This window comes from Sporosarcina sp. SAFN-015, from assembly GCF_059415085.1.
Genome location: NZ_JBPFDR010000001.1, coordinates 1 through 13,598 on the forward strand (window position 1 = coordinate 1; position 13,598 = coordinate 13,598).

12 protein-coding genes are annotated in these 13,598 nt (G+C 41.6%); 4 read left to right on the forward strand and 8 right to left on the reverse strand.

Annotation, left to right across the window (positions count from 1 at the left end; genetic code table 11):
- Positions 1–381: 381 nt before the first annotated feature.
- From ACR65H_RS00005 to ACR65H_RS00020, 4 genes are all read right to left on the reverse strand, one after another.
- On the reverse strand, positions 382–1,908 hold the full coding sequence (locus ACR65H_RS00005) for a Na+/H+ antiporter NhaC family protein (RefSeq protein WP_440498002.1): 1,527 nt from the start codon (positions 1,906–1,908) through the stop codon (positions 382–384).
- Positions 1,909–2,159: 251 nt separating this feature from the next.
- Positions 2,160–3,179, reverse strand: a complete 1,020-nt coding sequence (locus tag ACR65H_RS00010) for a hypothetical protein (protein ID WP_440498003.1) — start codon at positions 3,177–3,179, stop codon at positions 2,160–2,162.
- Positions 3,180–3,439: 260 nt separating this feature from the next.
- On the reverse strand, positions 3,440–4,966 hold the full coding sequence (locus ACR65H_RS00015; protein ID WP_440498004.1) for a Na+/H+ antiporter NhaC family protein: 1,527 nt from the start codon (positions 4,964–4,966) through the stop codon (positions 3,440–3,442).
- 16 nt (positions 4,967–4,982) lie between these two features.
- Complete coding sequence (locus ACR65H_RS00020) at positions 4,983–6,125, reverse strand: aminotransferase class V-fold PLP-dependent enzyme (RefSeq protein WP_440498005.1); 1,143 nt, start codon at positions 6,123–6,125, stop codon at positions 4,983–4,985.
- A 62-nt stretch (positions 6,126–6,187) separates the two neighbouring features.
- On the opposite strand from ACR65H_RS00020, the gene ACR65H_RS00025 reads away from it, so the two are divergent.
- Positions 6,188–6,847 (forward strand): Crp/Fnr family transcriptional regulator, encoded by a 660-nt coding sequence (locus tag ACR65H_RS00025; RefSeq protein WP_440498006.1) that lies wholly within the window; start codon positions 6,188–6,190, stop codon positions 6,845–6,847.
- A 207-nt stretch (positions 6,848–7,054) separates the two neighbouring features.
- Here the strand turns inward: ACR65H_RS00025 and ACR65H_RS00030 are convergent, their stop codons facing one another.
- Entirely contained in the window at positions 7,055–7,666 is a 612-nt protein-coding gene (locus ACR65H_RS00030) for a hypothetical protein (RefSeq protein ID WP_440498007.1), read from the reverse strand.
- A 352-nt stretch (positions 7,667–8,018) separates the two neighbouring features.
- On the opposite strand from ACR65H_RS00030, the gene ACR65H_RS00035 reads away from it, so the two are divergent.
- Complete coding sequence (locus ACR65H_RS00035; RefSeq protein ID WP_440498008.1) at positions 8,019–8,369, forward strand: DUF192 domain-containing protein; 351 nt, start codon at positions 8,019–8,021, stop codon at positions 8,367–8,369.
- Positions 8,370–8,524: 155 nt separating this feature from the next.
- Here the strand turns inward: ACR65H_RS00035 and rbsK are convergent, their stop codons facing one another.
- Positions 8,525–9,400 carry a ribokinase gene (gene rbsK, locus ACR65H_RS00040; protein ID WP_440498009.1) on the reverse strand — a complete coding sequence of 292 codons (876 nt, stop codon included), beginning with the start codon at positions 9,398–9,400 and terminating at the stop codon, positions 8,525–8,527.
- A 24-nt stretch (positions 9,401–9,424) separates the two neighbouring features.
- The gene (gene rihC, locus ACR65H_RS00045; RefSeq protein WP_440498010.1) at positions 9,425–10,348 is read right to left on the reverse strand and encodes a ribonucleoside hydrolase RihC; all 924 of its coding nucleotides are present in this window, start codon (positions 10,346–10,348) and stop codon (positions 9,425–9,427) included.
- A gap of 201 nt (positions 10,349–10,549) precedes the next feature.
- Here rihC and ACR65H_RS00050 point away from each other — a divergent pair, with 201 nt between their 5' ends.
- Both ACR65H_RS00050 and ACR65H_RS00055 read left to right on the forward strand, forming a co-directional pair.
- A complete protein-coding gene (locus ACR65H_RS00050; RefSeq protein ID WP_440498011.1) occupies positions 10,550–11,257 on the forward strand; it encodes a DNA alkylation repair protein in 708 nt (235 codons plus the stop codon).
- Positions 11,258–11,688: 431 nt separating this feature from the next.
- Positions 11,689–12,084 (forward strand): VOC family protein, encoded by a 396-nt coding sequence (locus tag ACR65H_RS00055; protein WP_440498012.1) that lies wholly within the window; start codon positions 11,689–11,691, stop codon positions 12,082–12,084.
- A 132-nt stretch (positions 12,085–12,216) separates the two neighbouring features.
- Here ACR65H_RS00055 and ACR65H_RS00060 read toward each other — a convergent pair whose 3' ends face one another.
- Complete coding sequence (locus ACR65H_RS00060; RefSeq protein WP_440498013.1) at positions 12,217–13,512, reverse strand: serine hydrolase domain-containing protein; 1,296 nt, start codon at positions 13,510–13,512, stop codon at positions 12,217–12,219.
- Between the last annotated feature and the right edge of the window lie 86 nt (positions 13,513–13,598).

The window sequence follows — 13,598 nt, forward strand, 5'->3', positions numbered from 1 at the left end:
TTTGAATTTATTTACAGCAAGTCGACTGGTAAAAAATGAAAGTAATAACTTTTTACGGTATCCGTGCAACGCTAATGAGCGGTGCCTGTGCATGGTGCAATTATGATAATTCAATATACAGCATAAATACACATCAAAACGTCAGCCATCAGCTTCAATGGCTGACTTTCCATTTCCACACTATTCAATTGTAGTGAATAAACTGAATTGTTTCGGTACCTGTGTAAGAAACAATTATGTTAATTCGCTGCAAAGTATAAAAATACAAAAGGAAGCCAATGACGTATTATTATCATCGGCTTCCTCTATTTTTAACATGCAATTGTAGTGCATAGTCTGAATTGTTCGCTGCACAGGCACTCTATTAAAGTGGGCACCCTATTAAGAAGCGTTTACTTCCGCTCCTACTTTTGCTGTATTCCTTTTAGATAAAAATACAGTGGCGGCAAGGAGAAGAGCGACGACTAGCGCGAGTGTATACACACTTCCCGTCAATCCCGCCACGACAAAGCCGACGAGAGCGACTGATGCATTCAACGCTGCATATGGGAATTGGGTTTTGACGTGATCGAGATGATCCGCACCCGCTCCTGTTGATGAAAGGATCGTCGTATCTGAAATCGGCGAACAATGGTCTCCGAAAATCCCTCCAGACAATACCGCTCCAATGCATACAAGCATATGAGCATCTAGTGAAACGGCCATCGGAATCGCAATCGGCAGCATGATGGCGAACGTTCCCCAAGATGTACCGGAAGCGAGGGACATGACCGCACCGACGACAAATAGTATGGCAGGAATGATGAACGCCGGCACATTCCCTTTCGTCACTTCTACGATGAAAGCTGCAGTTCCCATTTCTCCGATCACTTTCCCAAGCGACCATGCGAGGACAAGCGTCACAGCCACGTATACCATCTTTTGCATACCAGTTGTATAAATATCAAAGATCTCATTGAATTTCTTTACTTTATAAACGATCATCAGGATGACAATCGTAATGGCCGCAAACAAATACGCCGTGCTAAGCGCTACACGGAAATCGCCGCCTGGAACTGGTGTGACAGGAAACCCTTTGGAGATGAGCAAACCGAACAACGTAACGAATAAAACGAGAAGCGGAAGCCAAATGAGAATCGTACGGCTGCCTTTCGTATATTCCTTCATTTCCTCCGCCTTTCGGAGCGGTTTTGACTCAGGCCAATAAAGTTGACCCGTTTGACGCACGCGATTTTCAGCTTTTGCCATCGGTCCAAAATCAAATTTCGTAAATGCAATCAACGGCACGAGCAACACTGTTAGAATTGCATAAAACTGAAATGGAATGACTTGAATTAGCGTACTAAATTCGGAGTCGGCAATCCCTACCTTATCGAACTCCGCACGAATCAGTCCCATAATATAAACGCCCCACCCGATGAACGGGACAAGAACAGCTACTGGTGAAGCAGTGGAGTCAATAATCCAAGCGAGCTTCTCCCGAGATATTTTCACTTTATCAAAAATCTTTTCAAAAACGGGACCAACAATAAGCGGCGTTCCAAGGTCAGAGAAGAAAATGACGATGCCCCCAAACCAAGCTGACACTTGGGCACTTGCCCTAGTTTTTATGTACTTGACTGAAGCAGCCGCAAGCGCCGCTCCACCACCTGACTTTTCCATAAGCGCGACAAAGCCGCCGATGAAAAATAATAGAACGAGCACAGCCGCATTATAACTATCAGTCAGCTGCGGGAATAAATAATCTCCAATCACTCCTGTCGTAGCAGTTAGCGGATTACCGCCGACAAGAATAATTACACCAACGAAAACACCTGAAAATAAAGATATAATAACGTTTTTCGTAACAATCGCTAAAATTACCGCAATCAGCGGGGGAATTAAAGATAAGAGACCCATATGTTCCATAAACTCAATTCCTTTCAATATATATTTATATTATTGCATAATAATACATAAGTATTCGTTAATATGCAATAGAAGATTATGAAAATACATTTTTATCGGTGCCTGTGCAAGGTGCGATTATGACTACTTAATTATTTGTATTTAAATGCAAATAAAACCGACCAAAGGTCAATTTGATCGGCTTTCTAGTTTTAAAATATGCAATTGTAGTTAATAAACTGAATTATGTGCTGCACAGTCACCCCAAAAAATTATTCCTTCCTCTCCTTTATCCTTACTATAGCTTTCTTACCATCACCTTCCTCCTCAATCAGGTCACCTGTCATTTTCTCACCATTCTCGCCATATGCCTCAATCGCTGTTGCGAATAATGTATTATACAAATCGGTTTCTACCGTTATTTCGTATTCTTCAAGATTTTTAATCCGCGTATTGCTTTCCGGATTTTCAAAAATAATACTAAACGATCCATCCGGATTTACTGTCGTATGACCGATAAAACCTGAGGTAATATAACCTGGCAGAATGGCGCGTCCACGTAAACTTGTTCCCTCAAGCAAATTACTAGTCCCATCAACATAAATATAGCTCTCATCCTTCACGACTTTTGTCGGCTCGATCCGAATCCACGTAGAACCGTAATCATCAGGCTTGTTCCAAGTCGGCGGTGTAATCTCAACCTCTACCGCCCCTTCTTCACGAGGCAGCACCACGATTGCAGATGCCTTCTTGTACACAATTTCCTTCATTTTATAATCATACTGGCGAATAAAAGGCCCTTCGAGATTCTCGCCGGATTCCCCGTAATGCTCTCTAATCTCGTCATTCTGCTGCGCTGGTTCAAATTTCAGCTCCAACGTAATCATCCCATCCACCTTATCCGGCAGCTTAGTTTCATACGTAAAACTCCCGTCATGCTCAACAATGGCAGTATTGTTGCCACCGAACAGCGTTCCTTCCACCCAATCCATGTCAATGAATAGTATTGACCCTTCAAGCAAATTCGTCTGTCCAACAACTTTCACTTCCGATCCTTCAATAGAAGCGGTTCCGGCAAACTCAATTTCCATTTCCCCAAGATGTTCAGCTGGTTTAACAATTTCAACTTCACTCTCTTCAGGAACTTCTTCCTCACCATCCGCCTCTTCCCCTTCAACTTTCTCAGGAGTATCAGCTGCTTCCGTTACACTATCATCCTCATTCTTCGTACAACCGACCAACAACATAATTATGAATAAAGCCGAAAACACCATTAATATTCGCTGTCTCATCCTTTAAATCGCTCCTTTCCACTATCAATAACCACTTCCTTCTACTACGAAGACAGTGCTATAGAGTTTCAGCTTCTAGTACAATTAAGGACAAAACGAATCTTTCGGCATGAATGCTTGGGACTATCGATAGATACGAAATTTGTTATTTCAAAAAATAAAAGAAGCCAGCCATTTCCCCAAATGACTGGCTTCCACTCCTGCAAGATGCAGTTGTAATGAATAACTAAAATTGGATGATACACATGCTTCGGATTATTTTATTCCACTCCTGAGGTTTCTAATTGTAGCTCTGCAGAAGGGGTTGGTCGTTTCTCTTGTTCTTTTACTATCATTGTTTCTTCTTTCTCGGTTCCATATAATTCAATTGTTTCCTCGTCATATTCGGCATCCGTCATGTAATCACGACCGAACCCAGTAAATGCTGACATGAGCATAACAAAAACCATCGCTATACAATAAAATACAAAAGGAGCAACTCCTACTGGGGTAAAATTAGGGTGTGCCGACATATCTACCATTCCACCGACAAAGGCGAATGGAATTAATACAGCAACGGAATATGGTAAAAATCCTATAATTGACGTTGAACATGCATCCAATAGATTTCCACGTCTCCAAGGAGTTATTTTAAATTTGTGCCCTAACCTTCTCACAAAATCACCGAGCATCACCATTGTTGGTGTCCCTGCTGTCGTTAAAGCATTGACGAATAACGCTACAATTACAATGGTGAGCTCTGCTCTTCTTGGAGTCGTTGCTACTTTACTCGCTTTCTCCATAAGCCAATCAAGGAAATGCCCTCTGTTCAGCGTCCCAATCATACCCATTAAAAAAATAGTGAATACGGCAACACCAACCATCCCCATAACCCCGTCGATTATGATTCCACCCGCGGTGAACTCCTCTCGGTTAATCATAAGTATGCTCCCAACATTTATCAAACCGAGCGACAAAGCTAGCAGAATCCCAATTACATTAGCATATAGCAGAGCTTCTACAAGATCTTTCCCTCTCCACATTAAAAATAGGAGAAGTAATGGAACAGCAATCATGACGAGACCTAACGGGTTAAGTTCATCAGGAGGTGTTACCGTTCCTCCAGACTCAGCCGTTATCGCAAAATATACATAGGCTATTAATGTTAACATCCCAGCAACAGCAGCATATTTCAATCGACTCTTTACTACTTTATCAATTGTAGTTCCTTGAGAATAGGCGGACACAATAGTAGTATCAGAAATCGGAGCAAGATTGTCTCCGACAAATGAACCACCAATAATTGCACCTATAATCAATACTGGATCAGCGCCTAGCAAGTAGCCAACAGGAAACAGAATCGGGCTGACCGCTACAAGTGTTCCTACAGCTGTTCCAGTAGACATGGAAATTAATGAAGTTATCAGAAATACAATTAGCGGAAACCATGCAACAGATACCCCCATCTCAAGAAACACCCAAACTAGTCCCTGGACCAGTTCAGCTTCAGACAGTAACTTCGCCATGATACCTGCCATAAACCAAGCAAGTAACATGATTGCCAACATTTTTGATGTAATGCCCTCAATCAGTGCTTCTACATATACTTTTTTATTTTTCGCAAGAAGAAGACCAACAAAGATACCTAGTAAAATCATCGGCCAAAATGCTTCAGGTAAAGCTGCTCCACTAATACCCAACCATAAAATCCCTATAAACATCACTGCAAAAGGAATAAGTAATACCGGCACCCCACCGTAAAACTTCAACGATTCCTTTTGTTCGAGCGTACTATGTTGATTCCCCATTCCACTTCCCCCTTTGTTAGTCGGATATAACTGTTGCTAAAGCTTGAATAGCTTGTTTGACATCCTCCTCCGTATTGTAATAATGAGGAGCGATTCTGAGTACATCCCCCCGCGCAGACACAATGATCCCCTCGCCTGCTAATATCCTTTCAATGTTGGAAGCGTTTTCTACAAATACTGCAGTTGTTGAACCCTTTTCGTCTACTGGAAATAAACTTCGATTCACTAACCCCATCTTCGCAATCTCGGCTGCAGCTACTTGCGATAAGTGAGCTAAATGCTTTTCAACTAAACTTATATCCAATTTGTCCAACAAGGCCAAAGCAGCACTTGCCGCATAGCCGTTGATCATCGGAAAAGTACCAGAATCAAAACGCCTCGCGGCAGATGCATAGTCCTTTCCACGAATGTCAAAAGCAAAGGGATTCATTTGACCAAACCAACCTGTGATCTTTGGCGTCAAAGTTTCCGCAACTTCTTCATTAACGTAGAGAAAAGCAATTCCCGGAACTCCAAAAGCATATTTTTGCATGCCTGTTGCAAGGAAATCGACATTCATTCTTTTAACATCAATTGGTGTTTGTCCGAAGGATTGATAGGCATCAACAAAAACATATCCCCCTTTTTCGTGTACCCTTTGTGAAATTTCCTGAAGGTTTTGCTTATATCCGTTATAATAATTGACATGAGATGTTGAAAAAAGCAATAAGTCATCTGTTAAATATGGCTCATAGTCTTCAATACTGTTTGTAGCATTCTTATTCTGTTCCACATATTCAATTGCAAATGGAGATTCAGCCGACTGCCACACATGACCGATCGTAGGAAAGTCAAAGTCTGTAATAACAATCTTATTTCGGCCACCTATTGGCTTTAAACTAGTGGAAACTGCGGCGGCGGCATGTGAAACACTTGATACGATAGCCACTTCGGCAGGTTTCGCGTTGATCTGCTTTGCAAAAAGGGCACGAGCTTCTTCACATTTTTCCATCCACCTGTTCCAGTTCATCCCATCGTGCTCCCATGATTGAACGTAATCTACAATCGATGATTTCACGGACTGGTGAAGCGCACTTTGCGAGCAACTGGAAAGTTGGATCTTTTCTTTTAAAATCGTAAATTCACTTCTAAATTGTTGAGGAGTTATCATCGTAATCATTATTTTCTTCAATCCTTTCGTATGTGAATAAATCTAATCTGTGTGTAAAGGATGTGAGTATTTTGTTCAAAGAGCTCTCTCCATGGTGCCAACTCCCAAACAACGACTGGACATCCATCATTCATCAAGGCACGACCAAAATGATCGAGTCCGGAGAAGTTATATATACATTGAATGAAAAAGCAGCGTTCATTTATCTAATCAAAGGAGGCCGAGTGCGTCTGTTTCACACTTCTCATGAAGGAAAGGAAAAAGCACTAATCATCATGTGTGATGGCACCTTCATAGGCGATTCAACCCTAAACGACTATCACTTTGAAAGTGCAATTACAGCATCTCCTACAGTTGTTGTAGAGTTTGAACGAAAACAATTCTTATTGCTGCTTCGGAATAACCCAATACTTATGGCGCAATACGCAAATACACTTGACAGGAAAGCTCAAACCATTGCATTATCCAATTTATTAGTAGCGTGTTATGATTCTGAAACACGAGTCCGTTACGCTCTCTTCCATCTTGCAAATCAATTCGGCATTCCTTTGGACAGTGACTACAAAAGGATCTATATGCAATTTACACAGCAAGAGCTCGCAGATCTAATAGGGACAAGCAGAGTCACTGTCGCAAATTTGGTTAATGACTTAATCCAGCAGGGCTATATAATAAAAGATGGCAGGTACTATATCATCCCCTCGGTAAACAATATTCTTCCTAATGAATAAACCTTTCATAAACCGAGTATAAAAGATAATCTGCTAAAATGATGTAAACTATTTTACATTTTCCGAATGTTTTAATATCAACTGCTATACTCGTCCAGGATGTTTCCAAAGTAAGCAACTCCATTGAAAATAAGAAGACGCTACAAATGGGATTGCCAAAAGCCCCGTGCTCTTGTTCGCACGGGGCTTTTTTATCGCGACTAGTAGCTAAACTAGATGTTCTTGATCCTCCATTATTTCTTTTGAAAATTCCTGAAGACGAATACAGAGATTATCATTCATCCCGACTGTATCCTTTTTCACTTCTTCGGAAATATGAACAAAATTTACTTCGAATTTATCTAAAACTTTATATAACTCATCATGTTTAACTGATAATAAGTCCAATAGCTTTTCTTCAACCGATTTCTCCTTAATTTCCACTGCTAACCTTTCCAGCATTTCTTTCTTAGTTAGAAGTTCTATCTCATTATTCTTCAACCGCTTTTTTTCAGCATTATAACTATCAACAAGTTTTTCTGTTTGGGCTTGATTTAGTTCATAATCCACCTTCAACTGTCTTATCTTGTGCTGTAATTCTTTTTCTACTTTTAATGCATGATCCGTAAGTATTCGAGGATTCGTTATGTTAATTTTTGATTGTGCTGTTACCTTTTTATTACCTAGAATAATGACTGTACCATTAAACATTAATGCATCGAATGATTGTGCATTCGTTGTTTCTGCAATCTCATTAAATACTTTTTGAACATCCTCTCCTAAATCCTTTGATATCATATTTTCTACATTCCTAACAATTAGGTGAGACTTTACTGACATTCCTTCCCCTCCCCTTATATCTTATTCAGGTATAAGGTTGTCTAATGTTTGCTTATATAAAGTAAAATATGTTTCGGTACCTGTGCACCAAACGTTTATGACAATTCATGCCAAAGCTAAAAACATACCAAAAAGCCAGTCATCTCCCGAAATGACTGGCTTCCCCTTTCAACAATATACAATTGTATCGAATAAACTGAATTGTGCGCTACGTGAGCATCCGAACAATTCAAAAAACAAACTGCAACAAATAAATCACCAATGGTCCAAGCATCACAATAAACATCGCCGGGAATTTTCCCAATGAATCTTTACGAATACTAATGAATAAGCTAGTTAAAAAGGAGGCTTGATGGTCATTTCTAAAACCGTTCTTCTACCATTTCAAATCAAACGTGCTGATACTATTTGGACCAGATTCAAAAGCCGTTTAGGTTACAAAGGTCCACTAGTTGATAAAGGTATTCTACTTACACCATGCAATTCTTTGCGTATGTTCTTTATAAGTCATCCAATTGACATCATATTTCTTAATAAAACAAACCGTGTTATTAAAACAATGTCTTATCGTAAACCGTGGCGGGCCGTATCCCCTGTAAAAAACGCATACGCAACACTAGTCCTCCCTCTCGGCACAGTTAAAACACAGAAAATCCGCGTTGATGACACAATCCAGTTTAATTCCACAACTAACAAATCCTAATTGTGTCGGTGCCTGTGCAAGAAGCATTTATGACAATTCAACTTTAAGCATATAAACACACCAAAAAGTCGGCCATTAACATTCATGGCCGACTTTTCATTTCAACTAAAATACAATTGTAGTGAATAAACAGAATTGTGTGCTACACAGGCACCTCAGAGAGCTAAACGCGCCTCTACCTCTGCCTTCGTCGGCATTCCCGTCTGGGCACCTAACTTCTCAACAGATAAAGAAGATGCCGCATTGGCAAACCTTACCGCATCGTATAACGCATATTGATGGCTGATTGCATATGCAAACGCGCCATTAAACGTATCTCCCGCGCCTGTCGTGTCTATTGCATTTGTCCGAATAGCTTCAATATGAATATGCTTCTCCCCGTCAAAATAGCGAACGCCGTCCTTGCCTAGCGTTACGATCAATTGATTCGGATACATCTCCAGCGCTTCATCCATCTGGACGCCAAAAAGCTGCTCACATTCATACTGATTTGGCGTTATGTATTGGATGCCAGAAATCATGTCTCGGTCGAAGAATTCCGCTGGCGCCGGATCCATAACGACTGGAATATTCAACTCATCGCAAATTTTCAATACCGCTTTAACTGTTTCCGGCAGAATTTCCAGTTGCATGACGACGACATTGCTCATTTTGATCATGTCCCGCAAGCCTTCAATCATTGACGGTCTTAATTCGTAATTCGCGCCGGGCACTACGATAATCCGGTTATCATTTTCCGATAAAATAATGTTAGCGATTCCTGTAGATTTTTCCGAGGAGTACGATACATTTGCAGTGTCCACTCCTTGTTCTTGTAAATTCCTGGTCAATTCCGTTCCGAACACGTCATTCCCGACACACGCGACCATATGGACATTTCCGCCTAGCCGTGCAGCCGCAACCGCTTGATTTGCGCCTTTGCCGCCCGGAAACGTATAGAAATCCTTCCCTAAGATCGTCTCCCCATTTTCCGGCACCCTATTTGTGTCGACCACTAAATCCATGTTCATACTGCCAATGACCGTTATCATTTTTATCACTTCTTTCCGGATTCATTAATACCCTAACTGGTCATGCACTTTTTTGAACGTCGCAATAAATTCGCGTCTGAATTCCTCAACATCGACATCCAAGACTACGTGCACATGTCCTTCTTCATTATAATTCGTGAGCGTACATCCTGATGCTTCACCTTCCGTGACGACATTAACAGTTGCCCTTCTAAGTCCGAATAATTCCGGTCTCGTCAAATAAATTATCGTACACAGATCGTGAATTGACATCTCTGTTTCGGTGGAGGAAGGGCTGTCATAGTAACTGAGCATTTGGCTAACCATCTCTCCCACTTTGCCGTAGCCTTTGATTTCCTTTACATCATCGGTTGAAATCCGAGTCTGCAACGTCACATCCAATCCGCACATGACGATTTTGACATTCTCATCAAAAACAATCTTAGCCGCATGCGGATCCACAAACATATTAAATTCAGCTACCGGCGTCCTGTTGCCACCTTTAACCGCTCCGCCCATAAGGACAATCTCTTTAATATTCGTTTTTACTTCGGGGTACATTTTCAAAAGCAATGCGATATTCGTAAGAGGTCCAATCGGCACAAGCGTAATCGGCTCGTTTGAATGAAGAATGGCATCCCTTAATTCCTCAACCGCATGTTTATTAGAAAGCAGTGTACTATTCTCTTCCGTTTCAAATTGATAGCCGCCAACTCCACCTTCTCCATGAACTTTGGCAGCGGAAACTAATTTATTCAGCAACGGTTGATCCGCGCCTTTTGCTACCGGTATATCTTTCCCTAAGAAATTCACCAAGTTTACTGCATTAGTCGTTGTATTTTCAATGCCAACATTGCCACCGACTGTTGTAATCAATTTCACATCAAGTTCTTCTGCAAACAATGCTGCCGTAATGGCAATGACGTCATCGATTCCCGGATCTGTATCGATAATAATCGGTGTTTTCATAAAATCATTCCTCATTTCTCTAATTATACGCCCCACCTATTATAAAAGAACGTTTTAGAAACATCACGGTTCTATATTATTTATTTGTTACTAATGCATCCTTCCTAGGTAGTTGATTGTGTTGAGAAGTTGGATCGTTGTATTGCGAATAGTATAATGAATAAATAGATAAGATAAACCCATGAAGGAAGTGCCCATACAATGAATTTAGAAACAGTCATGCAAGAACTCGAGGCGCTCGGTAAAGAACGGACGAAAAAAGTGTATATGTCCAATGGCGCGCACGAACCGCTTTTCGGCGTTGCGACAGGCGCAATGAAACCGATCGCTAAGAAGATCGGAATCGACCAAGCTTTAGCGGAGGAGCTGTATGCGACAGGAAACTACGACGCGATGTACTTTGCCGGCATCATCGCAGATCCGAACGGAATGACAGTGGCGGATTATGACCGCTGGATCGATTCAGCCTATTTTTATATGCTGTCCGATTATGTCGTGGCTGTTACGTTAGCGGAAGCGGATATCGCACAGGAGGTTGCCGATAAATGGATCGCTAGCGGCGATGAGTTACGGATGTCAGCGGGCTGGAGCTGCTATTGCTGGCTTCTAGGGAATCGGCCTGACGTCGAATTTTCCAAGGACAAGCTTGCCAATATGATTGATACTGTGAAAAACACAATCCTTGACGCTCCGGAACGAACAAAATCCGCCATGAACAATTTCATCTTCACCGTCGGCTTCTCCTATTTGCCGCTTCATGAAGTGGCAGTCGAAACTGCCAAAGCAGTCGGCCCGGTCGAAATGAAACGGGACAATAAAAAAGCCACCATCCTAAACGCATACGAAAACATCCAAAAGGAAATCGACAGAGGCAAAATCGGCTTCAAACGCAAATATGTAAGATGCTAATTAAATTGGTGTCTTTGCAAGGCACATTTATGACAATTCACTTAATGACATGAATACGCAATGGAAAGCCAGTCAGATTCAATCCTGACCAGCTTTCTTTTTCGCTTTCATACAATTGCATTAAATAAACTGAATTGCTTGCCGAACGGGCACCGTTTATTCCGTCATAAAACAGACGAAACCTCTTCGCATAAGCCAACATCATATGAAGTGACAGCTCTTTTTATCCTTCATTTGCCGGTCGGAAATTCCCATTTCGGTGATAACTTCTCAAATTCAATAGATAACTCATCTAATTCAATAGATAACTCCCCAAATTCAATAGATAACTACGCATATTCAATAGATAATCATTTACACAATTATTCGTAAGGTGATATTATTAATCGAACAAGTCTAAATATTCGAAAGTAAAATTACAGGAGGAAACCATGGGGAGATTAATTCATTTCGAAATTCATGTGGATGACATGGAGCGGGCTACAAAGTTTTACGGGGAAGTATTCGGATGGTCATTCCAAGACTGGACTGATTACGCGGGAATGCCTTACTTCGGAGCAGTGACGGGCGATGATAGCGAAATGGGAATTAACGGTGCATTAATGCAACGGCAAGGTGCGCGGCCAGAACCAGGACAAGCAATGAACGGATTTGCTTGTACAATGGGTGTGGAGAATTACGATGACACACACGACAAGATCATGGCGAACGGCGGCACAGTCGCATTGCCTAAACACGCCCTTCCCGGCATGGCGTGGCAAGGCTATTATCTCGACACGGAAGGCAATGTTTTCGGCATCCATCAACCCGATGAGAATGCGAAATAGAATATAGCAGCAAGAGCTGTCCCAGTTTCCAGGACAGCTCTTTTTTAAAACCTTTTCTCTTTCAATCGCGTCCACCCGTCCCCATGCCACAATCCCGCAGAAATCTCTTAAAACACGCATAAAAGCGAACTTCTAATTTTTCACAAGCATCCTCAACCCTAAAAATAACGCCCACGCATCATCTTTCTCATCAAAAAAGAATCGTAAAGGCTTTTCAATCGGCATCATAACGAAAGTTCTTTCATCACTCGCTCGAAGTTTGTAAGTCTTCCCTGATACTGTCGCCATAATCGTTCCATCTTCAAGCGTGATTTCCACTTCCGCTCCCTCTCCAGATCGATACGTTCCGACTATGCGCTGGAGCTGTTCTGGTTTCATATCAAATTGCGGTTCTGTGCTCCTCTTTTCGTCAATTGGCAGACCAAGAACGGTATTGATTGCTGCAAGCCAAATGGCATTTGCACTTACGTCACTCATATTCGTTAAAACGGCTGCAACAATTCCTCGTTCTGGAACAAAGCCAAAATTTGACGATACACCCGGTTGTCCCCCACCATGCTCGACCAATGTAACACCAGCATAGTTAGGCGTCGTTTGAAGACCATACCCGTAATAGCTATTTCCGCCAATATAATGGACGGCTTCAGTCATTTTTTCAATTGATGCACGACCGATAATTTCCTCTTCACGTGTATCGAGAAATACATTGCCATACTTCAGCAAATCCGATACGGACGACCGAATGCCGCCGCCAACAGCATAGTTCCCTAATGATGGCCATTCACAAATTGTTGGTGTACCGTTTTCTAGCACATAAGGTTTCGTCACATTATCAAAGCTATGTAATTCATGCAGATGATAAGTCGTTCGGCTCATCCCCAGTGGCGCTATTATCAATTTATGTATGTAATCCTTATAGTTTTCCCCGGTCACTTGTTCAATAATAGCGCCCAATAATAGAAACAAATCATTGTTATAACAAATATAGTCCCCAGGCTTCCCCAAGATCGTTCGCTCGGTTTCATTTATGTAGCGAAGATGTTCTTCAAATCCGCTCAATTCTTCCTTTCTCTCCATTGTAGCGATTCCGCTCGTATGGGATAGAAGATGACGGATCTTGATTTCGTCGATATTGTCATACCCGATTAATCGGAAACGAGGAAGATACTTCGTAACTGGATCGTCAATTTGCAACTTCCCTTCCTCTGCTAGCTTCATGATCGCAAGCGCGATAAATGATTTCGTGACGGAGGCGATACCAAAAATAGTGTCAGGAGTGACGGCCTCATTCGCTTCCAAATCCTTCGTTCCAAAACCTTTTTGGTATATCGTTTTCCCGTTCTCGGAAATCGCTACTGCAACTCCAGGTATGTGCTCAGCTTTCATCATTTCTTCGATGAACACTTCAAATTTTCCCCATCGACTCAATTGCATCGTCCCCCTTCGTGAAATAATTCCCACTCTTTTCATCAATTCTATCATCACTTTTGCGAATTTGTAACAAGATTGAAAAG